The 24,054-nt window shown below is 66.1% G+C and carries 26 protein-coding genes, 1 tRNA gene and 1 riboswitch; of the genes, 6 read left to right on the top strand and 21 right to left on the bottom strand.

All coding sequences use genetic code 11. The features are described 5' to 3' along the window. From FJ527_RS05870 to FJ527_RS05860, 3 genes are all read left to right on the top strand, one after another. A complete protein-coding gene (locus FJ527_RS05870; protein WP_140822149.1) occupies positions 1 to 717 on the top strand; it encodes a hypothetical protein in 717 nt (238 codons plus the stop codon). A gap of 81 nt (positions 718 to 798) precedes the next feature. After that, complete coding sequence (locus tag FJ527_RS05865) at positions 799 to 1,053, top strand: plasmid stabilization protein (RefSeq protein WP_140615778.1); 255 nt, start codon at positions 799 to 801, stop codon at positions 1,051 to 1,053. Then, positions 1,050 to 1,475, top strand: coding sequence for a type II toxin-antitoxin system VapC family toxin (locus FJ527_RS05860; protein ID WP_140822147.1), 426 nt, complete (start codon positions 1,050 to 1,052; stop codon positions 1,473 to 1,475). The genes FJ527_RS05865 and FJ527_RS05860 overlap by 4 nt, the downstream gene beginning before the upstream one ends. Positions 1,476 to 1,535: 60 nt before the next feature. On the opposite strand, the gene FJ527_RS05855 is transcribed toward FJ527_RS05860, so the two are convergent. The 4 genes from FJ527_RS05855 to FJ527_RS05840 form a co-directional block, all read right to left on the bottom strand. Beyond that, positions 1,536 to 1,775: a hypothetical protein gene (locus FJ527_RS05855; RefSeq protein WP_140615780.1), complete on the bottom strand. Its 240-nt coding sequence runs from the start codon at positions 1,773 to 1,775 to the stop codon at positions 1,536 to 1,538. 131 nt (positions 1,776 to 1,906) lie between these two features. Beyond that, positions 1,907 to 3,124 (bottom strand): ABC transporter permease, encoded by a 1,218-nt coding sequence (locus FJ527_RS05850; RefSeq protein ID WP_140822145.1) that lies wholly within the window; start codon positions 3,122 to 3,124, stop codon positions 1,907 to 1,909. Continuing rightward, positions 3,121 to 3,828, bottom strand: coding sequence for an ABC transporter ATP-binding protein (locus FJ527_RS05845; protein ID WP_140714721.1), 708 nt, complete (start codon positions 3,826 to 3,828; stop codon positions 3,121 to 3,123). Before FJ527_RS05845 ends, FJ527_RS05850 begins: the two co-directional genes overlap by 4 nt. A gap of 4 nt (positions 3,829 to 3,832) precedes the next feature. Then, positions 3,833 to 5,119, bottom strand: coding sequence for an efflux RND transporter periplasmic adaptor subunit (locus tag FJ527_RS05840; RefSeq protein WP_140822143.1), 1,287 nt, complete (start codon positions 5,117 to 5,119; stop codon positions 3,833 to 3,835). 101 nt (positions 5,120 to 5,220) lie between these two features. Here FJ527_RS05840 and FJ527_RS05835 point away from each other — a divergent pair, with 101 nt between their 5' ends. Next, entirely contained in the window at positions 5,221 to 6,129 is a 909-nt protein-coding gene (locus tag FJ527_RS05835; protein WP_140822141.1) for a PhzF family phenazine biosynthesis protein, read from the top strand. A 106-nt stretch (positions 6,130 to 6,235) separates the two neighbouring features. Then, a tRNA-Lys gene (locus FJ527_RS05830) sits at positions 6,236 to 6,311 on the top strand. A 73-nt stretch (positions 6,312 to 6,384) separates the two neighbouring features. Here the strand turns inward: FJ527_RS05830 and FJ527_RS29795 are convergent. The 9 genes from FJ527_RS29795 to cbiE form a co-directional block, all read right to left on the bottom strand. After that, positions 6,385 to 6,510 carry a hypothetical protein gene (locus tag FJ527_RS29795; RefSeq protein ID WP_263486421.1) on the bottom strand — a complete coding sequence of 42 codons (126 nt, stop codon included), beginning with the start codon at positions 6,508 to 6,510 and terminating at the stop codon, positions 6,385 to 6,387. A gap of 5 nt (positions 6,511 to 6,515) precedes the next feature. Then, positions 6,516 to 6,782 carry a hypothetical protein gene (locus tag FJ527_RS05825; protein WP_140822139.1) on the bottom strand — a complete coding sequence of 89 codons (267 nt, stop codon included), beginning with the start codon at positions 6,780 to 6,782 and terminating at the stop codon, positions 6,516 to 6,518. An 88-nt stretch (positions 6,783 to 6,870) separates the two neighbouring features. Further along, entirely contained in the window at positions 6,871 to 7,881 is a 1,011-nt protein-coding gene (gene cobT, locus FJ527_RS05820) for a nicotinate-nucleotide--dimethylbenzimidazole phosphoribosyltransferase (protein WP_140822137.1), read from the bottom strand. Between the two features lie 38 nt (positions 7,882 to 7,919). Next, positions 7,920 to 8,696: an adenosylcobinamide-GDP ribazoletransferase gene (gene cobS / locus FJ527_RS05815; protein ID WP_140822135.1), complete on the bottom strand. Its 777-nt coding sequence runs from the start codon at positions 8,694 to 8,696 to the stop codon at positions 7,920 to 7,922. Between the two features lie 4 nt (positions 8,697 to 8,700). After that, positions 8,701 to 10,014 carry a cobyrinate a,c-diamide synthase gene (locus FJ527_RS05810; protein WP_140822133.1) on the bottom strand — a complete coding sequence of 438 codons (1,314 nt, stop codon included), beginning with the start codon at positions 10,012 to 10,014 and terminating at the stop codon, positions 8,701 to 8,703. Beyond that, complete coding sequence (gene cobA / locus FJ527_RS05805; RefSeq protein WP_140822131.1) at positions 10,011 to 10,829, bottom strand: uroporphyrinogen-III C-methyltransferase; 819 nt, start codon at positions 10,827 to 10,829, stop codon at positions 10,011 to 10,013. Before cobA ends, FJ527_RS05810 begins: the two co-directional genes overlap by 4 nt. Then, positions 10,826 to 11,590, bottom strand: a complete 765-nt coding sequence (gene cobM / locus FJ527_RS05800; protein WP_140822129.1) for a precorrin-4 C(11)-methyltransferase — start codon at positions 11,588 to 11,590, stop codon at positions 10,826 to 10,828. The genes cobA and cobM overlap by 4 nt, the downstream gene beginning before the upstream one ends. Beyond that, a complete protein-coding gene (locus FJ527_RS05795; protein WP_140822127.1) occupies positions 11,587 to 11,973 on the bottom strand; it encodes a cobalamin biosynthesis protein in 387 nt (128 codons plus the stop codon). Before FJ527_RS05795 ends, cobM begins: the two co-directional genes overlap by 4 nt. Beyond that, a complete protein-coding gene (gene cbiE, locus FJ527_RS05790) occupies positions 11,970 to 13,211 on the bottom strand; it encodes a precorrin-6y C5,15-methyltransferase (decarboxylating) subunit CbiE (RefSeq protein WP_140822125.1) in 1,242 nt (413 codons plus the stop codon). Before cbiE ends, FJ527_RS05795 begins: the two co-directional genes overlap by 4 nt. A 1-nt stretch (position 13,212) precedes the next feature. On the opposite strand from cbiE, the gene FJ527_RS05785 reads away from it, so the two are divergent. Further along, positions 13,213 to 13,980, top strand: coding sequence for a cobalt-precorrin-6A reductase (locus tag FJ527_RS05785; protein WP_140822123.1), 768 nt, complete (start codon positions 13,213 to 13,215; stop codon positions 13,978 to 13,980). Here the strand turns inward: FJ527_RS05785 and FJ527_RS05780 are convergent. The 8 genes from FJ527_RS05780 to FJ527_RS05745 all read right to left on the bottom strand — a co-directional run bounded on the left by FJ527_RS05780 (position 13,944) and on the right by FJ527_RS05745 (position 23,765). Beyond that, positions 13,944 to 14,708, bottom strand: a complete 765-nt coding sequence (locus FJ527_RS05780) for a precorrin-3B C(17)-methyltransferase (RefSeq protein WP_140822121.1) — start codon at positions 14,706 to 14,708, stop codon at positions 13,944 to 13,946. The genes FJ527_RS05785 and FJ527_RS05780 overlap by 37 nt on opposite strands. After that, positions 14,705 to 15,463: a precorrin-2 C(20)-methyltransferase gene (locus FJ527_RS05775; protein WP_140822119.1), complete on the bottom strand. Its 759-nt coding sequence runs from the start codon at positions 15,461 to 15,463 to the stop codon at positions 14,705 to 14,707. The genes FJ527_RS05780 and FJ527_RS05775 overlap by 4 nt, the downstream gene beginning before the upstream one ends. Continuing rightward, positions 15,460 to 16,092 (bottom strand): precorrin-8X methylmutase, encoded by a 633-nt coding sequence (locus FJ527_RS05770; RefSeq protein ID WP_140822117.1) that lies wholly within the window; start codon positions 16,090 to 16,092, stop codon positions 15,460 to 15,462. The genes FJ527_RS05775 and FJ527_RS05770 overlap by 4 nt, the downstream gene beginning before the upstream one ends. Positions 16,093 to 16,094: 2 nt before the next feature. Continuing rightward, positions 16,095 to 17,432: a precorrin-3B synthase gene (gene cobG / locus FJ527_RS05765; protein ID WP_140822115.1), complete on the bottom strand. Its 1,338-nt coding sequence runs from the start codon at positions 17,430 to 17,432 to the stop codon at positions 16,095 to 16,097. Then, a complete protein-coding gene (gene cobN, locus FJ527_RS05760) occupies positions 17,429 to 20,803 on the bottom strand; it encodes a cobaltochelatase subunit CobN (protein WP_140822113.1) in 3,375 nt (1,124 codons plus the stop codon). The genes cobG and cobN overlap by 4 nt, the downstream gene beginning before the upstream one ends. A gap of 19 nt (positions 20,804 to 20,822) precedes the next feature. Further along, the gene (cobW, locus tag FJ527_RS05755; RefSeq protein WP_140822111.1) at positions 20,823 to 21,860 is read right to left on the bottom strand and encodes a cobalamin biosynthesis protein CobW; all 1,038 of its coding nucleotides are present in this window, start codon (positions 21,858 to 21,860) and stop codon (positions 20,823 to 20,825) included. A gap of 2 nt (positions 21,861 to 21,862) precedes the next feature. Then, the gene (locus FJ527_RS05750) at positions 21,863 to 22,291 is read right to left on the bottom strand and encodes a DUF1636 family protein (protein ID WP_140822406.1); all 429 of its coding nucleotides are present in this window, start codon (positions 22,289 to 22,291) and stop codon (positions 21,863 to 21,865) included. Between the two features lie 37 nt (positions 22,292 to 22,328). Next, positions 22,329 to 22,536: riboswitch (cobalamin riboswitch) on the bottom strand. A gap of 29 nt (positions 22,537 to 22,565) precedes the next feature. Continuing rightward, on the bottom strand, positions 22,566 to 23,765 hold the full coding sequence (locus FJ527_RS05745; RefSeq protein ID WP_140822109.1) for a winged helix-turn-helix domain-containing protein: 1,200 nt from the start codon (positions 23,763 to 23,765) through the stop codon (positions 22,566 to 22,568). Positions 23,766 to 24,054 lie beyond the last annotated feature (289 nt).

The following is a 24,054-nucleotide window of genomic DNA, read 5'->3' as shown; positions in this document are numbered from 1 at the left end:
ATGAGTTTTGATCTTCCGCGCAATGTCATCCTGCCGGTCGATGCCATCGATGTCCGTCTCGATCCCGGCCCGCATCCCTTCGCGGTGGAGAATGCCGCGGTGATTGCCGAGAACTGGCGGGGCGAGATCGAGGCCAATCCGGCGCTGTTCGACGGCATTGTGGTGCTGCTTTCCGAGCTTGCCTATCGCGACCGCAGCCTTATCGGCCGCTGCCATGCGGTCAATTACTCGACCTTCATGCTGTGGCGGAAGCGGCGCGAGAATTCCGGCGCCGAACACGCCTATGCCCATGCCGTGCTGGTGGCCGGGGACAACGCTCTGGTGGCGATCCGCATGGGACCGCGAACCGTCAGTGCCGGCCGGGTCTATTTCGCCGCCGGTTCGTTCGAGCCGATCGATTTCCGCGACGGTCTCGTCGATGTCGATTTCAACATGATGCGCGAGGTGCGCGAGGAGACCGGTATCGACCTGTCGGATGCCAGGCGTGGTGTGCGCTGGCACGCTCTGTCGACGGCAAGCGGCACCGTCATCTTCCGCCGCTATCACGTCGACGCGCCCGCCGATGAGATCGCGCGCCGAATCTCGGCCTTCGTCGCCACCGAAGCCGACCCGGAGATCGAGGGGCCGGTGATCATCCGCCATGCCGGCGACCTGCCGGACGGCCTGTCGCCGCACATGAAGCCGCTGATCGAGTGGCATTTCGCGCGCGCAGACTAATATCGATGCGTACTGGTTGCATCTGATAGCAGATTTGCTATGTTGATAGCAGTGACATCATTGCAGATTGGAATGATATCGATGAGCGCCGTCACGATCCGCAATTTGCCAGAGGAAACGCTCCGCGCCTTGAAGGTGCGGGCTGCGCATCACGGCCGCAGCACTGAAGCCGAGATGCGTGAAATCCTGGAAACGGCCGTGCGGCCGGCCAATCGGGTCAAGCTCGGCTCGCTGCTCGCCGCCATCGGCCGCGAGGCCGGATTGTCGCAAGAGGATGTCGATACCTTGCAGCAGCTCCGCGACAAAACACCGGGCGAGCCGGTGCGGTTCGAATGATCCTCATCGACACCTGCGTCATGTCTGAGCCATGGAGACCTGCACCCGATCCTCGCGTCATCGCGTGGATCGACGCCCAGGCCGTCGAAACCCTATATCTTTCGGCCGTCACCGTGGCTGAGTTGCGTTTCGGGATCGCGGCCATGCCTTCCGGCAAGCGCCGCACGACCCTGCATGATCGTCTTGAGCAGAACGCGTTGCCGTTGTTTGGAGGCCGCATTCTGCCGTTCGACCTCGACGCGTCGCGCGCCTATACCGACCTCATGGTACAGGCGCGTGCCGCAGGCAAGGCGATCGGCAACGCCGACGGTTATATCGCGGCGACGGCCGTAGCACACGGTCTCACTGTCGCCACACGTGACACCGGTCCATTCGCGGCCGCGGGTTTGAACACCGTCAATCCGTGGGAAAGCGCGTCGTAGCCCCGCCTGCCACTGAAACCGTACGTCGGTGCCGCGATCATGTCGTGGAGCGGCCAGGCCCTATGATGTCTTGCTTGTGAGTGCCTTGCGGTCGTTGCGCGCGGCGACGAAGAACAGGATGAAGCCGATACCCAGCAACCCACCCATGGCCATTCCCATCGTCTGGCCAACGACCGCCTGGAAATCGGCGGTGACGCGATCGGGATTGGTCATGCCGTAGCGGGCGAGATACCACCAGATGCCTGCAAGGGCGGCCTCGATGATGATCATCACCAGGATCACGCGCGCCTTCTTGCTCATCAGCCGCTCCTCGACCAGATATGCCTTGGCATAACATCGCCAACACAGTGACGATAGGTTGGGCAAGGCGGAAACGTCGAAGGTTGTGTAAAACCGGCCCGGAGTGCCGGACGCCCTCGCAGCTTGCCCTTTTACTCGTGACGCAAGGCGTCGATCGGATCGAGCCTGGCGCCGCGCAGCGCCGGGAAGAAGCCGAACACCATGCCGATCAGTGCGGAGAAGCCGACGGCAAGCAGAATGACGGCCGGGCTTGGCACGAAAGGTATGGTCAGCGTCACCGAGGCAAGGCCGGCCAGCGCCAGCCCAATCAGGATGCCGATGATGCCGCCAAGCAGCGACAGCACCGTCGCCTCGACCAGGAACTGGATGAGGATGTGCTTTTCATGCGCGCCGATGGCGAGCCTGATGCCGATCTCGCGCGTGCGTTCGGTGACCGACACCAGCATGATGTTCATGATGCCGATGCCGCCGACCAGCAGGCTGACACCGGCGACGGCGCCCAGCATGCCGGTCATCGTCGTGGTGGCGCTGGCCATGGCGTCGGCGATCTGGGTCATGTCGCGGATGCCGAAATCGCTCTCGCGATCGGGCGTGATGCGGCGCGCATCGCGCAAGATGTCCTCGACGCGCGGCTGCAATTCGGTGGTCGGCGTGCGGTCGTCGGCGGCGATGTAGATGTTGTCGATGTCGCGATTGCCGGCGATGCGGCGCTGATAGGCGGCGAGGGGCATCAGCACGACATTGTCCTGGTCCTGGCCGAAGCCGGTGTAGCCTTTCGGCTCGAGCAGCCCAACGATCCTGCAGGAGGTGCGGTTGACGCGGATGATCTCGCCCTCGGGATCGCCGGCGCCGAAGAATTGCTGGCGCACCGTCTCGCCGATCAGGCACACACCGGTGCCGGAGCGGGTTTCGGAATCGCTGAACGGTCGGCCGGACACCAGCTTCCAGTCGCGTGCGTCGAGATAGGCGCTGTCGGTGCCGGTGACGCCAGAGGTCAGGCTCTCGGTGCCGAAGATGACGCGCACCTGCTTCTGCGCCGCCGGCGAGATGGCGCGCGCACCGGTGAGATGCGCAACCAGCGCCGCCAGATCCTTTTCCGCCAGCGGCCGCACCGCCTGGTCGAGCCCGCCCGGACCGCCGGGGCCGGCCGGGCGCCCGGCTCGGACGACCAGCAGATTGCTGCCGAGCTTGGAAATGTCGGACTTGACCTTTTGCGTGGTGCCGGAGCCGATGGTCAGCATGGCAATGACGGCGGCAACGCCGATGACGATGCCGAGCAAGGTCAGGAACGAGCGCAGCACGTTGCGGCGGATCGAGCGCAGCGAGAGGCGGACGGTTTCCCAGATCATGCCACCTCCATATTCATGGTGTCGGAGGCGACATGGCCGTCGAGGAAGCGGATGGTACGCTCGGCATATTCGGCGACATCGGCTTCGTGGGTGACCATGGTGACGGTCAGGCCAAGCTCTTTGTTCAGACGCGTCAGCAGCTCCATGATCTCATGCGTGCGTGCGGTGTCGAGATTGCCGGTCGGCTCGTCGGCGACGAGCAGCGTCGGCCTGGTGACGATGGCGCGTGCGATCGCCACGCGCTGCTGCTGGCCGCCGGAGAGTTCGGCCGGCGTGTGATGCTCGCGGCCGACAAGGCCGACCTCGGCCAGCGCCTGCATGGCAAGGTCGCGGCGCTCGCGGGCGGCGACACCACGATAGATCAGCGGCAGTTCCACATTTTCGGCCGCGGTGGTGCGGGCCAAGAGATTGTAGCCCTGGAAGACGAAGCCGACATAGAGGTTGCGCAGCATGGCGCGGCGGTTGCGGTCGAGCCGGCCGGCATCGACGCCCATGAAGGAATAGGTTCCGGCCGTCGGCGTGTCGAGGCAACCGATGATGTTCATCGCCGTCGACTTGCCGGAGCCCGATGGGCCCATGATGGCGACGAATTCACCGCGCCGGATGGCAAGGTCGACTCCGGCCAGCGCATGCACCTTGGCTTCGCCCTGGCCGTAGCTCTTCCAGACCTTGTCGAAGGTGATGAGGGGGGCGCCCGCGGCCACTGCCTCAGCTCCGCGACTGCGAAGCGGTGATGATCTGCGCGCCTTCCTCCAGGCCGGAGGTGATCTCGGTCAGTTCGCCATCGGTCGAACCGATCTTGACGTTGACCGGATGCGGGCGGCCGTTCTCCAGCACATAGAGCGTGCGGGAACCATCGGTCGGGGCCTTCGCCACCGGGCGCTGGCGATTGCCGCGGCCCATGCGGCCGGTGAACAGGTCGCTCAGGCTCCAGCCGCGCGCCGCTTGCTGCGCCGGGCGATAGCGGAAAGCGGACGAGGGCACGGTGAGCACGCCCTTGGCTTCCCTCGTGACCACAGAAACGGTGGCGGTCATGCCGGGCCGCAGCAGCAACTCGTTGTTGTCGACTTCGAGCCGCGCATTGTAGGTGACGACGCCGTCCGTCGTGACCGAGGCATAGGAGATGTCGCGGATTTTGGCATCGAACGGCCGCTCAGGGAAAGCGTCGACGGTGAAACGGGCATGCTGGCCCGACTTGACCGCGCCGATATCGGCTTCGTCGACCGCCGCCACCAGTTCCATGTTCCTCAAATCGGCGGCGATGATGAACAGCACCGGCGCCTGCAGCGAGGAAGCGACCGTCTGGCCGGGGTCGACTGAACGCGTCAGCACGATGCCGTCGATCGGCGCGTAGATGGTGCTGTTGGCAAGGTCGGTCTGCTGCGACTTGAGATCGGCATTGGCGATGGCGAGATTGGCCTCGGCGCTATCGAGTGCCGCCTTGGAACGGTCGCGCGTCGCCGTCGCCGCCTCGAGCGACTGGTCGGTTGCCATGCCACGCTTGGTCAGGGCCGCGGCGCGGACAAGCGCACTCTCGTTCTCGGCGAGCGTCACCTTGGCGTCCTCCACATTGGCGGCCGCTCCCTTGGCGGACGCTTCGGCGCGTTCGATCTGGACCTGCAGCTTGGCGGTGTCGAGGGCCGCCAGCACGTCACCCTTCTTCACCTGCTGGTTCTCGTTGACCGCGACCGAGCGTATGATGCCTGAGAGCTGGCTTGATATGTCGACCTGGGTGAGCGGCTGCAGCGTGCCTGTCGCCGACACCTGGACGGTGAGGTCGGCCTTGGCGGCCGGCACCGTGGTGTAGTCAATCCTGGTCGGCGTGCCCGCATACCATTGATAGAGGCCAAGGCCGGCGGCAAGCACGATGAGGGTCAGCAACGCATAGAGCCAGCCACGCCGGCGCGTCCTGCGCCGACCGGTCTGGTCGAGCCCAAGCGCCGTCTCGATGGCGGAATCCGATTCCGTCTTTGGCAGATTGACAATCTGGTCCACGTCGGACCCCTATGATGCGTAATGTCCCTGTCTGTGCACAGATCAGGCTTACCGGTTCGAATATCAAATTAAATTTCGCCCATGTTGGGATTGAGGCAGGGATGCAAACCCGGAATTACTTGCTTTACGATGTGTTTACGACCGAGCGACTGGCCGGCAACCCGCTGGCCGTGGTGTTGGATTGCAAAGGTCTGGACACGGCAGCGATGCAGGCCATCGCGCGCGAGTTCAACCTGTCCGAATCGGTTTTCGTGTTGCCGCCGGACAATCCCAAGCACCGCAACCGCATCCGCATCTTCACGCCCGACTATGAAATGCCATTCGCCGGCCATCCGACGGTGGGCTCGGCCATCGCGTTGGCCGAACTGGCGGGCGAGGGCGGCGCCGGCATCTTCGTGCTTGAAGAGAACATCGGCCCGGTGCGTTGCGCGGTCAGCACGCATGATGGCGCCACCTTCGCCGAGTTCGACCTGGCGAAACTGCCGGAGCCGCTGAAGCTGGAGGCCGATCCGGAGGCGATCGGCGCTGCCCTTGGCCTGGCGCCGCACGAGATCGGCTTCGAGAATCACCGCATCGCCTTCTGGTCGGCCGGCGTGCCCTATGTGACCATTCCTGTCGCCAATCTCGAAGCGGCGGGCCGCATCCGGCTGGACAACCAGGCATGGTCGGAACTGGCGCCGCGCAAGAGCGAGTGGGCCTTCGCCAGCCCGTACGTCTATTGCCGCGAGACGGTGAATCACGAAAGCGCTTTCCATGTCCGCATGATCGTTCCCGGCACGCCTTCCTATGAGGACCCGGCGACCGGTTCGGCAGCGGCGGCCTTCGCCGGCGCCATCATGCATTTCGACGGCCCGACGGACGGGGTTTCGCAGCTATGGATCGAACAGGGACTGGAGATGGGCCGGCCGTCGCGCATCCGCCTCGAACTGACCGTGCAAGGCGGAAAACTGGCGTCCGCGCGCATTGGCGGGCATGCGATCAAGGTGGCGGAAGGCAAGCTTTTCGTCTGATTGGAGAGGGCCCCGGTCGATTTGTCGGGAAATGATTCCAGCAGGGCTGGACAGGACCGGTATCGGCGGCTATATGCCCGCCAACGCCGGTTTTTGCCGGCCGAGTGGGTGCGTAGCTCAGTTGGTAGAGCAGCTGACTCTTAATCAGCGGGTCCACAGTTCAATCCTGTGCGCACCCACCAAATTCCTAGAAGACTTGGTGGAAAGACCCTGAAGGCAAGAGGCGTTTGGCGCGTCTCGCACCGCAATGGCCGTTCACTGCGCCGCTTTGCCAATACTGGCCTTGAACTTGACCTTCATGGCGATCTGCCCGGTCACCGTCATCTGCGATCCCGCAGCGCCTCCCATGCTGCGATCCCTGGCGTTGACGTTCGTGGTCACGCTGGTTACTCGCACGTGTCGGCGACGGTATCGAGCACCATGGCGCAACTGGCGGCAGCGACCTTGTAGAACGAACGCAGCGCGGCTTGCTGCTGTGTGGCGACATCCTCTTCGTCCTTGACAGGAAGGGTCATGGTCAGGCTGGACTGGACCTTGGCCAGTCCATCGTCGCCCGCGTGCCGGAAGCGGCCGTTCTCATCGACATACTGCGAAAAAGCTGGCGCAGCAGTGCCGAAAAGCAGTGCAATGGCAGGTATCGCCTTCAAATACATCGCCTGATCCCCACATGGGATCTACTGATCTCATGTAACATCAGAACGACGTTATTATTTGGCTCAATCACGTTAAAAGTTTGACGGATTACTTCTCCGAAACCCCAGCCTCGGCAAAGCTTGCCATCCCTGCATGGCATTCCAGCGCCGAGCGCACGATGTTGACGGCGAGGCATGCGCCGGAGCCTTCGCCGAGCCGCATGCCGAGATCGAGCAGCGGCAGCATTGCGAGCGCTTCGAGCAGGCCGCGGTGACCCGATTCGGCTGAGACGTGGGCGGCGATCGTATGGGCAAGGCCGGTCGGGTGCAGCTTCGCCAGCGGCGCGGCGGCGGCGGTGCAGACGAAGCCGTCGAGCAGCACGGGTATGCCGAGATGACGGGCGGCTACCGTGGCGCCGAAGATGGCGGCGAGTTCGCGCCCCCCGAGCGTGGCTGCGACCCCCAACGGGTCTGCGAGGGCGGCGGCATGGCGCTTCAGGCCGGCTTCGATGGCGACCACCTTGCGCTTCAGGCCGGCATCGTCGATGCCGGTGCCGCGCCCGGTCCATTTTTCGGCGCCGCCGCCGAACAAGGCAGCCGAAATGGCGGCGGCGGGCGTCGTGTTGCCGATGCCCATTTCGCCAAAGCAGACCAAGTCGAGGTCTTTCGTCACGGCGTCATAGCCGGCCGAAACAGCGGCGAGAAAGGCCTTCTCATCCATTGCCGGCACTTGCGTGAAGTCACCGGTGGGATGGTCTAGATCAAGCGGGATGACGTCGAGTTCCGCGCCGGCGATGCGGGCGAGCTGGTTGATGGCGGCACCGCCGCCGGCAAAATTCGCCACCATCTGCACGGTGACTTCGGAAGGATAGGCCGACACGCCCTGCGCCGTGACGCCATGGTTGCCGGCGAAGACGAAGACTTTCACGCGGTCGAGCCTTGGCATGTCGCGGCCTTGCCAGCGCGCCAGCCAGGCGGCGATCGCTTCGAGTTTGCCGAGGCTGCCTTGCGGCTTGGTCAGCGTGTCCTGGCGGCGAGTGACGGCACTGGCGGCCACCTCGCTGCCGGCAGGCAGGTCGAGGCAGGCGGCGCGCAGTTCATCGAGGGATTTGAAGGGCATGGGGGCAATGTCTCCGGAAGGGAATCAGGTCAAGGGGGTCAGGAAAGGGCGACGGAAGCGACGAGAAGCACCGCGATTTCGCTCAACTGCTGCAAGGCGCCAACCGTGTCGCCGGTCTGGCCCTCGATCTGGTTGAGGCAAAGGGCGTGGAAGGCGGCAAAGAACAGGCCGAGCAGGATGAGCGCGGCAATGGCGCCGCCAAGCCCGAGCAGGAGCAGTGGTATCGCGCCGAGCACGGCTCCGGCTATTGCCGTTTCGAGCGAAACGGTGCCGGCGCCAGCCGACAGGCCGTCGGACCGCGCCGGTGGCAAGAGATGCATGAAGGCGCCGAGCACGCCACGCGAGGCTGCGTGCGCCGCCACGAGCGCAAACAGAGCCTGTGTGGGTTCCACCACTTGCGACAGCGCGCTCCAGCGGATCAGCAGCGCCAGCGCCAGCGCCATGGCGCCATAAGCGCCGATGCGGCTGTCGCGCATGATCTCGAGCTTGCGGCCGCGCGACTTGCCGCCACCGAAGCCGTCGGCAACGTCCGACAATCCATCCTCGTGCAGGCAGCCCGTGGTAGCCACGGTTGCAACAAGGGCAAGGGCAGCCGCCGGCCCAATGGCAAGGCCAAAGCGTTCCGCCGTGGCAAAAACGATGGCGCCGATCAGGCCGACGACAAGGCCGGCAATGGGGGCGGCCCAGATCGCGGCGGCGAGGTTGCGGCCGCGAAAATCAAACACGGGCAGCGGCAGGCGGGTGAAGAAGACCAGGCCAAGCGCGATGTCGTCGAGGACTTGCCGGGGCGACAGGGTGATTTTCGGGAGCTTCATGGCCCTAGCTCCTCGCAATCGCATGAAAGAAGGTGCCGCTGACATGGCCGCGCCGGTAGCCTGAGGCGCCGAGCGGATTGCCCTGGCCATCGGCAAGGTCAGCCAGCGGCTCGTCATTGCCGGTGGCCGTCATCTGCGCATAGTGGAATTCGTGACCCCGGATCAGCGCGCCCTGCGAACCCAGCGGGCAATCGGCACGCAGCCGAGCCTCGCGGTAGCCAAGATTCATCTTGCGCCTGGCGAAGCTGGTGGAATGGCCGAGCAGGCCGAGCATGCGATGCGTTTCGCCTGATGCATCCTCCATCGCTTCACCAAGCACCATGAAGCCACCGCATTCGCCATGGATCGGCTTTGTGGTGGCGAAACGTGCCATCCCCGCATGGAAATTCGCGGCGGCCGTGAGTTTGCCGGCATGAAGCTCGGGATAGCCGCCGGGCAGCCAGCAAACATCGCAATCCTCGTCCGGCGCTTCGTCGGCGAGCGGCGAGAACGGGACGATTTCCGCGCCGGCCTTGCGCCAATAAGCGGCGACATGCGGGTAGAGGAAGGTGAAGGCGGCATCCTCGGCAAGCGCGATGCGTTGACCGGGCGGCCGCAGCGCGTCGGCGAAGGAACCTGCTGCCGGGGCGAAGGGCGTTGCCAGGGCCATGACCGCGTCGAGGTCGAGCGACTTCTCCGCCATGTCGGCGAGCCGGTCGAGATGCGCCATCAGGTCGTCATATTCGCCGGCCTGGACGAGGCCGAGATGGCGCTCGGGCAAATTGAGCGAGGGGTCGCGCAAAATAGCGCCGACGACGGGCAGGCCGATCGCCTCGATGGCGTCGCCGGACAGCTTCCGATGGCGCTCGCTGCCCAGCCGGTTGAGCACGACGCCGGCCATGCGCACATCCGGGTCGTACGTGGCAAAACCCTTGGCGACGGCCGCCGCCGTCGTCGACTGGCCTGACACGTCGAGCACCAGCAGCACCGGCAGACCGTAGAGCCGGGCCAGATCGGCAGCCGAACCGGTGCGGCCAGGCGAGGCCGGGATGCCGTCGAACAGGCCCATGGCGCTTTCGAGGATGACGAAATCGGTGTCGTCGGCCGCTTGCGCGGCGAGCGCATTGAGCAGCGACGGTGACATCGCCCAGCTGTCGAGATTGACGCCGGACAGGCCGGTGGCGGCGGTGTGGAAGCCAGGATCGATATAATCGGGGCCGGACTTGGCGCCGCGCACTTTCAGGCCACGCCGGGTGAGTGCGCGCAGGATGCCGATGGTGACGCTGGTCTTGCCCGAACCAGAGCGCGGCGCGCCGATGATGATCGCCCGGGCCGTCATGCCCCGCCCGCCAGTGCCGCGCGCATGGCGACGATGCCGCCGACGACGATCAATGCCGGCGAGGCGAGCCCGGCCGCCGCCGCTGCCTCGGCAATGGTGGCGAGCGTGGCGACGATGGTCCTTTCCCGCGGCGTCGTCGCGGCGACGATCACGGCCGCCGGTGTCGATGGCGCCAGTCCGCCGTCGAGCAGGGCGGCTGCTATGAGAGGCAGATTGGCCATGCCCATGTAGACGACGACCGGCTGGCCGGTGCGGGCGATCGCCGCCCAGTCGAGATCGTCATCGGTGCCGGCGGCGTGGCCAGTCGCCAGAATGACAGCCTTGTTGATGCCGCGCATGGTGGCGGGAATGCCGGTGGCGGCGAGCGCGCTGAGACCCGAGGTGAGGCCTGGCAGGACGCGGAACGGGATGTTCTCACGCGCCAGCGCCAGCGCCTCTTCGCCGCCACGGCCGAAAATATAGGGATCGCCGCCCTTCAGCCTGATGACGCGGCGGCCTTCACGCGCCAGCCGCACCAGCAGAGCGGTGATTTCATCCTGCTTCATCGAGGGCTTGCCGCCGCGTTTTCCCGCAAAGAAAAGCTCGGCATTTCCGGCAACAGCAACCACATCGGGCGAAACCAGCGCGTCGTAGACCAGCGCATCCGCCTCGGCCAGTGCCGCCAGCACCTCCAGCGTCAGGCAGCCGGGATCGCCGGGACCGGCGCCGGCCAGCCAGACATGCCCCGGCTCAAGCGGACGCGGCTTGAAGTTCAGCCGTGCGAGCGCCTGTTCGAGTGTGGCGTTTTCGCCGTTATTTCCAGTGCTGGCGCTCACAATCCGTCCCGTCCGCGAAAACGCCGCTGGTAATGGGCGTCGTACAATGAACTCTCGCCGAAATCTTGTGCCGCCAGCGAGCGGCCGACGAAAATGAGCGCTGTACGCTCCATCGGATCGGCCGCCAGTTGTGCCTCGATGGATTCCAGCGTGCCGGTCAGCACGCGTTCGTCCGGCCACGAGGCGCGGAAGACGATCGCCACCGGGCAATCGCCGCCATAGTGCGGCGTCAGCTCGGCGACGACGCGGTCGATGGCGTGGATGGCAAGGTGGATGGCCAGCGTGGCGCCGGTGCGGCCGAAGCCGGCCAGCGTTTCGCCGGGCGGCATTTTCGACGCACGTCCGGAAACGCGGGTCAGCACCAGGCTTTGCCCGACTTCGGGGATGGTCAGCTCGCGGCGAAGTGCGGCGGCGGCGGCCGCGAAGGAAGGGACGCCCGGCGTCAGCGTGTAGGGGATGCCATGCTTTTCCAGCCGGCGGATCTGCTCGGCGACGGCACTCCACACCGACAGGTCGCCGGAATGCAGGCGGGCAACATCATGGCCGGCCATGTGGGCGGCCACATATTCAGCCTCGATCTCGTCGAGCGACATCGGCGCGGTGTCGACCAGCTTCGTTCCCGGCGCGCAATGCTGCAGCAGTTCCGGCGCGACGATGGAGCCGGCGTGGAGGCAGACCGGGCAACTCGCCAGGAGCCTTGCGCCACGCAGCGTGATGAGGTCGGCCGCACCTGGGCCGGCGCCGATGAAATGGACGGTCATGGCGCGTCTCCGCTGATGGCGATGGCGCAGGTGACCGGACCGAGCACGGTGCGGGGCCCAAGCAGCGTCGCGCCTCTGCCGGCGACGGCAAGGGCGGAGGCTTCCGAGACCGATGACGTGCCCGCCAGCTCCCGCGAGAGGCTGGAGCTGCTGAGCGTCCCCGGCGAGGCGGCCTGAAGGGCTGCGTCGTCGACGATAATGACGGGAAGGTTCAGCTTGCGACCGGCGGCGGCGATGGCGTCTTCATCCTTCTTGAGCGCCGCGGTCGCCAGTGCCGAAAGAGCTGTCATCGCTAGGCCATGCGTTTCGAGTGCGGTTTCTATGGCCGCGAGCACGTCCTCGACGGTGACGCCCCTTCGGCTGCCGATGCCCGCGACCATCATGGCTTCACCCAGCTCCATTGCGTGACGGGCATGGCCGGCCGCCATGCCTGCATGGAGCCGATCGGCGAAGCGCGGGAGATGCCGATGCGGGTGAGGTCGCCGCCGCGCTTTGTGTGCTGGGCGAGGAGCAGGGCTTCCATTTCCAACGTCACCGCGTTGGCGACAAGACGGCCGCCGGCGCGCAAGGCTCTGATGGCGGCATTCATGACGCCGGCGTCGCTGCCGCCGCCGCCGATGAAGATGGCATCAGGTGTCTCCAGTCTGGCCAGGGCCTTGGGCGCGCTGCCTTCCACAATGACGAGGCCGGGAACGCCGCAGGCGACGGCGTTGTGGGCGATGCGGGCGGCGCGGGACGGGTCGACCTCGATGGCGATGGCGCGCAGCGAAGGGTGGGCGAGCATCCATTCGATGCCGATCGAGCCCGAGCCGGCGCCGACATCCCACAGCAATTCGCCCCGCCTCGGCGCCAGCGCCGACAGGGTGATAGCGCGGATTTCGCGCTTGGTGATCTGGCCGTCATGCTCGAACAGATGGTCGGCGAGGCCTGCCGTGAGCGACAGCACGCGCGCCTGCGGGGCCGAATCAATTTCGATGGCCAGGACATTGAGCGGATTGATGTTTTCGAGGTCGAAGGCATCGGCGCGAACCGAGCGCAATGTCTCCTTCGGCCCGCCCAACGCTTCCAGCACCGTCAGCCGCGAAGTGCCGAAGTCGAGTTCGGCGAGCAGGCGGGCAACCGCCGCCGGAGCGAAGCCATCGGATGTCAGCGCCAGGATGCGGGCGTTGGGCTGCAGCAGTGGGCGGATCAGGTCGATCGGGTGGCCGTGCAGTGAGACGGTCTCGATATCCTGTAACGCCCAGCCAAGCCGCGCCGCGGCCAGCGACAACGCCGACGGCGCTGGTATGACGTGCATCTCGCGCGGCTTGACCTTGCGGGCGAGGGTGGCGCCGACCCCATGGAAGAACGGGTCGCCGGAGGCGAGCACGCAGACGTTCCTGCCGGCAAGCGCCAGGACGTCGGCCATCCCGGCATCGAAAGGAACCGGCCAGGGACGCGGCTTGCCCTTGGCGAAGGAAGCGACGAGCGCCAGGTGCCGCTTGCCGCCGAAGATGAACTCCGCCTCGGCGATCCGCCGCTTGGCCTCGTCGCCGAGACCCGCTAAACCGTCCTCACCGATGCCGATGATTGTGAGCCATCTCGGGTTGGGCTTGGCGGCGCGCGGACCCTCAGCAGGCATGATGACCCACCGCATTCTGATCCTTGGCGGCACCACCGAAGCCCGGCAACTGGCCGGAAGACTGGCGGCGCGCGCCCATTGCTCGGTCACGCTGTCGCTGGCCGGCCGTACGGAAAACCCCGTCGCGCAGGGCGTACCCGTGCGAAGTGGAGGGTTCGGCGGTGCCGACGGTTTGGCCGCTTATCTCAGGGAGACAGGCACTGGTCTGCTGATCGACGCCACGCATCCCTACGCGGCGCGTATCTCCGCCAATGCCGCGCAGGCGGCACGCGACGCCGGCGTACCGATCCTTGCCTTGCGGCGTCCGGGCTGGGATGCCGTCCAGGGCGACCGTTGGCTTGAGGTCGACAGCGTTGCCGGGGCGGCACGGGCGCTTGGACCGGCGCCACGCCGTGTATTTCTGGCGCTGGGCCGGCAGGAGGTCACCGCCTTCGAGGCCGCACCCCAACACCACTACCTCATCCGCAGTGTCGATCCGGTCGAGCCGAAGCTGGTTGTGCCCGATGCGGACTATCTGCTGGCGCGCGGGCCGTTTGGCGAGACCGACGAGCGCGTGCTGCTCGAAAAGCATCGTATCGATGTCGTGGTGTCGAAGAACAGCGGCGGCACGGCGACATACGGGAAGATTGCCGCGGCGCGAACGCTCGGCATCGAGGTGATCATGGTGCGCAGGCCCGTCCTGCCGGATGTGCCCTCGGCTGACACAGTCGAAGCGCTGGCCACGATGGTGCGTCATTTCGTCGAGCCCGACGCCGAGCGCGGCGTGTAGACCAGCGCCGGCTTTTCGCCGCGCTTGATGATCCGGGTCTCCGGCGAGCCGATGATGATGCAGGTCGCCATGTCGGCCTTTTCGGCGTCGACATCGGCCAGCAGATAGACCTCGATGCGCTCGTCGGGCCGGCCGGCGGCGCGGCCGAAGATCACCGGCGTCGTGCCGGGCAGGATGGCGGCCAGGCATTCGAAGGCGCGGCCAAGCTGCCAGGGACGCGCCTTGCTGATCGGATTGTAGAGCGCGATGACGAAGCCGGCGCCGGCCGCCGCCAGAAGACGCAGTTCGATCAGATCCCAAGGCTTCAGATTGTCGGACAGCGAGATAGCGCAGAAGTCGTGGCCAAGCGGCGCGCCGATGCGGGCGGCGACCGCGAGCATGGCGGTGACGCCGGGCACGACAGCGACATCGACCGCGCGCCATTCGGCCGGACCGGCCTCGATGGCCTCGCAGACCGCTGCGGCCATGGCGAAGACGCCGGGATCGCCGCCCGACACCACGGCGACGTCGTGACCCTCGGCGGCCTTGGTCAAGGCATCCTTGGAGCGGGCGAGTTCCTCGCGGTTGTCTGAAGCGACACGGGTCTGGTCCGGGCGCAGGTCGAGCCGGTCGAGATATGGCTTGTAGCCGTAGAAGAATTTTGCCTCGACGATAGCGCGGCTGGCTTGCGGCGTGACCTGGTCGGCATTGCCGGGCCCAAGGCCGATGACGGTGAGACGGCCGCTCATATCTGGGCTCCAGCCGCGCCCGGTCGACCGGACCAGCCGGCAACCAGCACGATGGCGAAGTAGGGCGCCTTGTCGTCCGGCTTGTCGGCAAGTTTCATCGAGACGCTCCCGGCCATCGTGCCGCGCTCGACATAGACGGCGCGCGTCAGCCTGCCGGTCGCCTCAAGCGCGCGCCTGATCTTGGGCAGGTTGCGGCCGACCTTCATGATGACGGCGGCGTCGGTGTCGGCGAGGCGGCGCGTCAGCTCGAACTCGCTCATCGTGCCGGGCAGCACGGTCAGCACGTCGTCGCCCTGGACGATCGGCACACCGGTCTGCGACCAGCAGCCGGACATTGCGGTGATGCCGGGAATGACCTCGGTGGGGAAACGATGGGCAAGGCGGACATGCAGATGCATGTAGGACCCGTAGAACAGGGGATCGCCTTCGGACAGCACGGCAACCACCCTGCCGGCGTCGAGGTGCTCGGCGACCTGTTCCGCCGACTCCTCGTAGAAACCCGTGATCTGCGACCGGTAATCGTCGTGGTCCTTGTCGATCTCGGTGGTCACGGGATAGAGCAGCGGCAGTTCCAGCATGTCGGGCCGGAAGCGCGCCTCGACGATGGCGCGCGCATTGCTGTTGTTGCCACGCTTGGCGAAATACGCCACGACATCCGCCTCGGCCAGCACCCGCGCGGCCTTCAGCGTCAACAATTCTGGGTCGCCGGGACCTGTGCCGACACCGACGAGACGGCCTTTGGGGAGCGCGTTCACAGGCCCGGCCTCGCCAGTGAATTGAGCGCGGCGGCGGTCATGGCGCTGCCGCCAAGCCTGCCGCGCACGATGGCATGGGGCACGCCATAGGAATTCTCGGCCAGTGCGTCCTTGGATTCGGCAGCGCCGACGAAGCCGACCGGCATGCCTATGATGGCTGCCGGCTTGGGCGCGCCATCGCGCAACTTCTCCAGGAGATAAAAGAGCGCGGTCGGCGCGTTGCCGATGGCGACCACCGAACCGGCGATGCGCTCGCCCCAGAGGTCGATGGCGGCCGCCGAGCGGGTATTGCCGATCTGCCTCGCGATGTCGTGCGTGCGCGGGTCGCGCAAGGTGCAGATCACCTCATTGCCGGCCGGCAGCCGGGCGCGGGTGACGCCATGCGAGACCATTTCGGCGTCGCAGAAGATCGGCGCGCCGGCGGCAAGGGCTTTGCGCGCGGCGCTGACGAAATCGGGGGAGAAAACGAAATGACTTGCTGCCTCGACCTGGCCGCAGGCATGGATCATGCGGATGGCGACATCGGCCTCGGCCTCGGAAAAGCGCGAGAGATCGGCCTCGGCGCGGATGATGGCGAAGGAGCGCTCGTAGATCGCCGTGCCGTCGTGGATATAGTCGTAGGCGGCCATGCTCATTCCTGTTGGTACATTTCGGCGATTGCTGCCGTGCCAAGCCTTGTCAGGCAAGCGGCGGCGGTTTCGCCCTGATGTCGTGCGCCGCGGATCATCGCCGCGACGCGGCTGAAGCCGCGCGGGGCGTCATAGCCCGGCCTGTAGCCGGCAGGAAGAGCCTTTGCCGTCGCGTTCACGACAAGTCCGGCTCCATTTTCGCCGCCGACTATTGTGAGCGCTGCCGGGCCGGGATTGGCGCAGCCCTTGGCGCAGCCCGACACGTGCAGCGTGAAATCGAGGATGTCGGCGTTTTTGGTGGCGATCGCCTCGGCGATGTCGCGGGTCGCGATCCGGCCGGAAGCGCAGGCCGGGGCGCCGGGGCAGGCCGCGATGCGCGTGCGCGGGTCGGTGGGAGAGGTGACGAAGCCGAGGGTGGCGGCGGTGTGGTGAAGGGATTGATTGGCTTCCGTCGGCTGGCCGAGGAAAAGCAAGGCGCGGCCAGGGGCGAGGCGGATCTCTGACGTGCCGAGGGCAAGAGCTTTTTGCGCGAGGCCGATGATCTTGTCCGCCGGCATGCTGCCGTAGGGAAGGCCGATGCCGAAGGTGAAAATGTCGCCGGCTAAGGAGAAAAGGCCGATAGGCTTGCGCGAGGCGCCCCCCTCAGAGGGGGGCGCCGTAGAGTGCCAACCTGCGAGAGAGGCCAACTGCCGCTCCGACAAATCCCGTGTGTGTGCGTCCCGACCTTTCTCAGCGACCATCCGAAGCGCTGCGACAGCAATGTCGCGCACCGCATCTTCGTCAGCCGTCGCAAGTCGCTTCTCACTTTGGCTGTCACCGGCAACTGATATGGCCCAAAGGGTGCCAGCGCTGACCCGAACCGCCTTCAGCCGCACATCGGCTGTCACCGCATCCAGCGTGAGTTGCCCGCCGCCGTCGACGATCACCGAAACCTTCGGCCCGAGCCTTATTGCCAGCCCGGCTTCTTCAACAGCCACCCGAATGCGCTCAGCCATCGGCCGGGGATCGGCAATCTCGTGTGGGTCGATACCCGCCAGCGGGCCGGTCTCGACCGGTACGCCGGTGCGCACGGCGATGCCCAGTTCATCGACCTCCGCCGCCAGCAACGCGGCACTTTCCGTTGTCAGGCCGCGGATCTGCAGGCTGCCGCGGGCCGTCACTTCCATGATGCCGTTGCCGTGCCGCGAGGCTGACTCAGCCAGGGCGATCAACAGCTTCGGGGACAACCCTCCGGAAGATGGGCCTCCGGCGACCGGGTTGAGCCGCACCAGCAGCCCATCGCCTGTCTGCATCGGCGCCGACAAAGCAGGGCAGGCGCCACGGCGCGAGAAGGCGTTCATGCCGCGACCCCGAGCGCGTTGGCCTCGGCGATCAGCGCGGCGAGATCGTCGTCGATGGAATTGCGCAAGGGATGCCAGAGGCCACGCCGGCGCGCCGACAGGAAGCGCTCGGCAATGACTTTGGCGGCTGCGGGATTTTCGCGCAGGATGAAGGCGCGGACGTCCGCGTCGCCAAGATAGGCATCGTGCACAGCCTCGATCAGCGAGCCTGAAATGGCATGGGTGGTCTCGGCGAAGCCGACCAGCCGGTCGACGGTTTCGGCGAATTCGGAGGCGCCGCGCGGACCGTGGCGCATCTGGCCCGATATGAAACGTGAATTCACGGCACGGGCGCGCACCACGCGTGACACCGCTTCGCCGACCGATCGCGGTTTCGGCTTTTGCGGATCGGTCGTATCGAGCACGATGACATCGGCGTTCCTGCCAAGTGTGGCCAAGGCGGCCGAGAAGCCGCCGACGAAAGCGACGTCGGCGGAGCCTTCGAGAATGTCGCGGCCGGGGTCGTCGCCGGTGTGGACGAGAAGATCGGCCTCGGCGATGCGGCCTTCAAACGCTCCAGGTGCCGAGACGCCTTCGCCGCCGGCACCGCCATAGGCATGCGAGGTCGCGTCGAGATAGGCGCGGCCGATCTCTTCGCGCGCCGTCCAGTCGCCGCTCGACAGCATGTCCTCGACGCCGGCGCCGTACGTGCCGGGCGAAGTGCCGAAGATACGTGGGCTGACCTTGCCGTCGGCGCGGGTTTTGGCGGCGAGCGGGTTTTCCGAATCGTCCTCGTCGCGCGCGGCAACGGCCTTGGCGGCGGCGTCGATCAGCGCGATCTGGGTCGGGAACATGTCGCGGAACAGACCTGATATACGCCAGGTGACGTCGACACGCGGGCGGCCGAGCGCCGCCGGGGGCAGCACCTCGATGCCGGTGACGCGGCCGGTGGCAGTGTCCCATTGCGGTCGGCAGCCCATCAAGGCCAGCCCCTGCGCGATCTCCTCGCCGCCGGTGCGCAGCGAAGCCGAGCCCCAGAGATCGATCACCAGCGAACGCGGCCAGTCGCCATGCGACTGCATGTAGCCGCGCACCACTTCTTCCGCTGCGGCTTTGCCAAGATCATAGGCGGTCGGCGTCGGCATGGTGCGCGGATCCGAGGTGAACAGGTTGCGGCCGGTGGGCAAAACATCGGAACGACCGCGCGCGGGTGCGCCGGCCGGGCCCGCCTTGACGTGACGGCCATCGAGCGCGGCGAGCAGGGAGGCCTTCTCGGTGTCCGCGCTTTGCCGGCGCCTGGAGTCTGGTTCGTCGTTTGGAACGCGGCCGTAGATGTGCAGCCCATCCTTGATGGCGAAATCCTTGAGGTCGCAGAGCCAGGCGTCGATGCGGCGCAGCGCTTCGTCGGGCGCGTCGGTCTTGGCGACGCCGGCTTCCGAGGCAAGGCCGGTCTTTTGCGCGGTTTCGACAATCAGCCTGGCGAGCCGGTCGCGGCGACGGCGGTCGAGCCCGTCGGCCTGGGCGTATTCGTCGACCAGCCGCTCGAGCTTGTGCTGGTCCTCGTCCAGCCCGGCGCCTGCCAGCGGCGGCGGCAAATGGCCAAGCGTGACGGCGGCAATACGCCGTTTGGCCTGCGCTGCTTCGCCGGGATTGGAGACGATGAACGGATAGATGACGGGTAATGCGCCGGTGACGATCTCGGGAAAGCAGGTTTGCGACAGCGCGACGGTTTTGCCGGGCAGCCATTCCAGCGTGCCGTGGGCGCCGACATGGACGAGAGCGTGGACGCCGAGCGATTTGCGCAGCCACAGGCCAAAGGCGATCAGGGCATGGCGCGGGGGGAGGGTCGGGTCGTGATAGTCGGCGCGGCGATCGGCCGAGCGGCCCCGGTCGGGGGCGAGGGCCACGGTGACATTGCCGAAGGTGGCGGCGCGGAAGGGGAAGTGGTGTTTGCCTGATAGCGAAGGTGTGTGCGAGCGCAAACCTGTCTCGCTTTCCGCTCTGCCCCAAGCAGCCTCTACAGCGGCAGTTGCAGACGTCGGTAACTCCGTCGAAAAGGAGTCATAGTCTTCCAGCCTCAGCCCACCGTCGCCCCGCTCCAGCAAATCCAGCAATTCACGCGGCGTTTGCGGAATCCCCTCCACGGCATAGCCCTGTTCGCTCAAGTCGCGCAGCATGGCCAGCACGCTGGACGGCACGTCCAGCCCGACCGCATAGCCTGTGCGGCCAGGGGCACTAGGATAATCGGGAATCAGGATCGCGAGCTTGCGCTCCTCCCGTTTTGTCTTCCGCAGTCGGATGAAAGCCGCGACTCGCCCCGCCACTTGCTCCACCCGATCCGGTTCCGGCCGGTTCGCCAACGCACGATGGCCAAGCGCCGGATCGATATCGCTCTCGGCCTTGAAGGAAATGGCGCCGGCGAGGATGCGGCCGTCGAGTTCGGGCAGCACGACATGCATGGCAAGGTCGGCGGGCGCCAGGCCGCGCTGGTTGTTTTCCCAGATGTCACGGCGCGTGGTGGCGACGATGACCTGGAAGACGGGCGCGCCGGCGCGGTCGAACAGGGTTTCGACGCCGGGCTCGGCGCCGGAAGCGAACGCGGTCGCGGTGACGATCGCGGCGGGTTTCAGCGATGCGATAGCATTTTCGACGAACGCCAGCGACACCGGATCCTTCAGACTGGAAACGAAGATCGGGACCGGTGCCAATCCCCTGGAGCGCAAAGCCTCGGCCAGCGCATCGATCGGGGCGACATCGGCGGCAAGCAGCATCGATCGGTAGAAGAGAATCGGGATAATGGGAGTGCCGCTATTGGAACCGGCCGGCTCCTCCGCGACCCCCAATCCAGCCTGATAGTAACCGGCCTTCGGCACGCTGACCGGGCTGGCGACGGGCGTATCCTGTCCGGCCAATCTCGCCAGCATCCGCACCAGCGCGCTCATATTGGCCGGGCCGCCCTCGCGGAAATAGCCGAGCAGGCCGTCCAGTTCGGCGCGGGGCAGCGTCGAGGCTTCGATCAGCCTGAGATCCTCGTCATGGCTTTCACCGGGAAGCAGCGCCAGTTTGATGCCGCGTTTGCGGGCAATCACCGCCAGTTGGTCGCAGCCATAGCGCCACCAGTCGTAGCCGCCGAGGATGCGCACCAGGATGACTTTGGCGTGGCGGGCGACGCTGTCTATCCAGAGGTCGACGGACATGGGATGGCGCAGGTCGCGCAGTGCGGCCAGCCGCATCGAGGGCAGGCGACCAGCGTCGGCCTTCCACGCCGCAGCCAGTCCGGCGAGATCGCTGTCGGTGAAGGACAGGGCCACGATATCCGCCGGCGCCTGCCTGAGATCGACAGGCTCGGCGAGGTCGTCGAGCGAGGCGGAGGTCGTGGTGAGGATGTGCATCGCGGCCCGGGCCTGAAAATCAGCCGGCGAGGATACGTTCGATCGCCGGGCGGTTCAGCCCCTTGAGGCCAATAACGACGAGCCGCGAGCGGCGGTCGTCCCCAGCGGTCCAGGCGCGGTCATAGTAATGATTGACGCGCGGGCCGACGGCTTGCAGCAGGAGCCGCATAGGTTTGCCGCCGACCTCGACGAAGCCTTTCACGCGCAGCACGTTTTCCTGTTCGGCGGCCGCGGCGACGCGCTTTGCCAGCTCGTCGGGATTGGCGATCGAGGGAATGTCGACGATGAACGTGTCGAAGTCGTCATGCTCGTGATCGAATGCGCCGTCATGGTGGGACTTGCGGTTCTCGATGTCGTCCTCGACGGCGAGACCGAGCCCGAGCAGCACCGAGGGATCGACCTTGCCATGAGACGTCGGCACGATCTTCACGGCGCGGGCGGAGTGTTCGTTGACGATGGCCTTGGCGCGGGCTGAACCGGCGGCGTCCATCTGGTCGCTCTTCGACAGGATGATCAGGTCGGCGCAGGCGATCTGATCCTCGAACACTTCCTCGACCGGATCGTCATGGTCGAGGCTCTCGTCCTGCGCGCGCTGCGCCTGCAGGGCGTCCATGTCATTGGCGACGCGGCCTTCCGCCAGTGCGGGACCGTCGACCACGGCGATGACGCCATCGACGGTCACGCGGCTCTTCACCGTCGGCCACTGGAAAGCCTGGACCAGCGGTTTGGGCAGAGCGAGGCCCGAGGTTTCGATCAGGATATGGTCGACCTTCGGCGTCAGCGACAGGATCTTGTCGAGCGCCGGCACAAAATCGTCGGCCACGGTGCAGCAGATACAGCCATTGGCCAGTTCGACGATGTTTTCCTCTGGGCAGGTGTCGATGCCGCATCCCTTGAGGATCTCGCCGTCGATGCCGATGTCGCCGAACTCGTTGACGATGATGGCAATCCGCTTGCCGCCGGCGTTTTCCAGGAGATGGCGGACCAGCGTCGTCTTGCCGGCGCCGAGGAAGCCGGTGACGACGGTGCAGGGAACGCGGGACAGAGATGTTGTCATGATCAATCTTTCAGCATGTCGAGGGGAGGGATGCGGGCAACGAGGCCGCGCTTGAGACTGTCGGGCCTGCCCCGCCAGGGAATGAGGCCGTCGCTCGAGGTGGCGAAGAGTTTCGCGCCGGTGACCAGATCGGCGCCGCTGCTCGCGGTCAGATCGCCGAACACATAGCTCCAGCAGCCGTCGCGCAGGATCGCGGCGCTCAGGCGGCGCTTGCAATTGCCGAGGCATTCGACCGTGCGGATGCGAATCTTCTCGCCCGAGGCGGCTTGGCGCGTATCTTCGGCCAAAAGTTCGCCGGCCCGGGGATGGGCGTCGGAGCCGGTCTCGTCGCGACAGGAAGCGCAGACGATGACCGTGATGCCGGCCAGGGGATGATCCCCGCCGGACGAAATGTCGGTTGTTTCAGCCGAAAAACTGCTGTCGCGATCCACATCAGGCTCCTTGCCCGGAAAACCCGCCAGGCGATCGGATTCTTGCATTCCAGACGGCAGGTCTCCTGGCTCGCGGGTCATCGCCTTGGGTAGCCGCCTTCCCGGGACAATCCCAGTGGCTTTCGGCCTTGGCTCTTCGCTCACAGTTGCGGGGACAGCCGCGGATTTGGGATCTTCAATCCCGCACCGCATTCCCTCTTGGCTCCTCCCTTTGCCGAGAGGAGACCGTCTGGATGGGATTTAGGCTCTTGCGGGCAGCGGTGTCAACGCGAGCTTACGACACCGCGATGTCGGACAGCGCCGGGCCGAGGTCGCCGGCAGGCGTTATTTCCATGCGCTCGAGGCCAAGCCAGCCCTGCATCTGCTTCAATTCCTCGAAGAGCTGGGCTGCGGTTTCGGGCGGTGTGCCGGGCTCGGCGTAGGCGGCATGGACGCGCAGGACACTGGCCGGCCGGTCAGCCTTGAGGTCGACGCGCGCCACGATCCTGTCGCCGAGCAGGAAAGGCAGGACATAGTAGCCGTATTGGCGCTTGTCGGCCGGCGTGTAGATTTCGATGCGGTAATGGAAGTCGAACAGCCGCTCCGAGCGCGAACGCTCGAAGACGACCGGATCGAACGGCGCCAGCAGAGCGCGGGCCTCGATCTTGCGCGGGATACGGGCGTCCTTGTGAAGGTAAGCCGGCTTGTCCCAGCCCTCGACACGGACCGGCAGCAAGTCGCCGAGCTCGACCAGTTCCTCCAGCCGGCCTTTCATGTCGGCCGGCGAGAGTCGAAAATAATCGCGCAGGTCGCCTGATGTCGCCACGCCATGGGCACGGGCGGAAATGCGCAGCAATTCGCGGTGCGCGTCCTCAGGCGTCGGTACCGGCAGATCGAGGATCGCCTGCGGCAGCACGCGCTCCGGCAGGTCGTAAAAGCGCTCGAAGCCGCGCCGGTGCGCGGTGGTGATGCGCCCGGCCCAGAACAGCCATTCGAAGGCGTGCTTGGCATGGCTCCAACCCCACCAGCCACCGGAGCCTTTCTGGCCTTCGAGCGCCGAAGCGGCGATCGGCCCGCGCGTGACGACCTCGCGGTAGATCTCTTCTATATAGGCGGCGTGCTCGCGGCCCCATTTGGCCAGCCCCAGATACATTTCATCGCCTTGCTCGGCGCGCTGCATGCGCCAGCGCATCAGTGGGTAGGTCTCGACCGGCAGGAACGAGGCTTCATGCGCCCAATATTCGAAGACGGTGCGCTTGCGCGTCACGGCGGCGTTGTCGAGCAAAGCGAGGGGATAGGGGCCGAGACGCGAATAGAGCGGCATGTAATGAGCGCGCACCACCGCACTGACGGAATCGATCTGCAACAGGCCGGTGCGGGACAGAACGCGGGCGAAATGGCGGCGGTCCGGCGTGCCGGCGGGGCGGGGATCGAGAAATCCCTGGGCGGCGAGCGCGATGCGCCGCGCGGCGGCAAGCGAGATCTTTTCCTTCATTCGGATGCGTCCCTGATGGACCTGTCTGGCGTCATTGCTCGGCGTGATTCCCGTCCATGCTAGCAGGGTTTTGGCGGCAACCCTGTCAGGAGAGAAAAGTGGAGTTAAAAGCGAAGGAAATCAAACAGGAGCGGATGGGACCAGTTTCTCCCGGAATGCCGTCCAGCTCGGTGTTTTGAACAAGGTTTGACTTGCTTCGCTGGAAGTGCTGCGCTAACCCTCGCCGCGTTGCAGCATAGGCCCCTTAAAACGGTTCAGCGGTTAATCTGTCACGCTTCCGCATTAAGGT

Source organism: Mesorhizobium sp. B2-4-18 (assembly GCF_006441385.1).
Lineage (GTDB): Bacteria > Pseudomonadota > Alphaproteobacteria > Rhizobiales > Rhizobiaceae > Mesorhizobium > Mesorhizobium australicum.
This window is presented reverse-complemented; position numbering and strand designations above follow the sequence as displayed.

Bases quoted from the DNA above. Each gene is read 5' to 3' on its own strand.
- FJ527_RS05855 (WP_140615780.1), bottom strand. From the start codon at position 1,775: ATGAGCAAGAAGGCGCGCGTGATCCTGGTGATGATCATCATCGAGGCC.
- FJ527_RS05835 (WP_140822141.1), top strand. From the start codon at position 5,221: ATGCAAACCCGGAATTACTTGCTTTACGATGTGTTTACGACCGAGCGA.
- FJ527_RS05850 (WP_140822145.1), bottom strand. From the start codon at position 3,124: ATGATCTGGGAAACCGTCCGCCTCTCGCTGCGCTCGATCCGCCGCAAC.
- FJ527_RS05785 (WP_140822123.1), top strand. From the start codon at position 13,213: ATGACCCACCGCATTCTGATCCTTGGCGGCACCACCGAAGCCCGGCAA.
- cobM (WP_140822129.1), bottom strand. From the start codon at position 11,590: ATGACCGTCCATTTCATCGGCGCCGGCCCAGGTGCGGCCGACCTCATC.
- cobT (WP_140822137.1), bottom strand. From the start codon at position 7,881: ATGCCCTTCAAATCCCTCGATGAACTGCGCGCCGCCTGCCTCGACCTG.
- cbiE (WP_140822125.1), bottom strand. From the start codon at position 13,211: ATGCCTGCTGAGGGTCCGCGCGCCGCCAAGCCCAACCCGAGATGGCTC.
- cobW (WP_140822111.1), bottom strand. From the start codon at position 21,860: ATGACAACATCTCTGTCCCGCGTTCCCTGCACCGTCGTCACCGGCTTC.
- FJ527_RS05865 (WP_140615778.1), top strand. From the start codon at position 799: ATGAGCGCCGTCACGATCCGCAATTTGCCAGAGGAAACGCTCCGCGCC.
- FJ527_RS05795 (WP_140822127.1), bottom strand. From the start codon at position 11,973: ATGATGGTCGCGGGCATCGGCAGCCGAAGGGGCGTCACCGTCGAGGAC.
- FJ527_RS05870 (WP_140822149.1), top strand. From the start codon at position 1: ATGAGTTTTGATCTTCCGCGCAATGTCATCCTGCCGGTCGATGCCATC.
- FJ527_RS05770 (WP_140822117.1), bottom strand. From the start codon at position 16,092: ATGGCCGCCTACGACTATATCCACGACGGCACGGCGATCTACGAGCGC.
- FJ527_RS05745 (WP_140822109.1), bottom strand. From the start codon at position 23,765: ATGAAGGAAAAGATCTCGCTTGCCGCCGCGCGGCGCATCGCGCTCGCC.
- FJ527_RS05860 (WP_140822147.1), top strand. From the start codon at position 1,050: ATGATCCTCATCGACACCTGCGTCATGTCTGAGCCATGGAGACCTGCA.
- FJ527_RS05825 (WP_140822139.1), bottom strand. From the start codon at position 6,782: ATGTATTTGAAGGCGATACCTGCCATTGCACTGCTTTTCGGCACTGCT.
- cobN (WP_140822113.1), bottom strand. From the start codon at position 20,803: ATGCACATCCTCACCACGACCTCCGCCTCGCTCGACGACCTCGCCGAG.
- FJ527_RS05780 (WP_140822121.1), bottom strand. From the start codon at position 14,708: ATGAGCGGCCGTCTCACCGTCATCGGCCTTGGGCCCGGCAATGCCGAC.
- cobS (WP_140822135.1), bottom strand. From the start codon at position 8,696: ATGAAGCTCCCGAAAATCACCCTGTCGCCCCGGCAAGTCCTCGACGAC.
- FJ527_RS05810 (WP_140822133.1), bottom strand. From the start codon at position 10,014: ATGACGGCCCGGGCGATCATCATCGGCGCGCCGCGCTCTGGTTCGGGC.
- cobG (WP_140822115.1), bottom strand. From the start codon at position 17,432: ATGAACGCCTTCTCGCGCCGTGGCGCCTGCCCTGCTTTGTCGGCGCCG.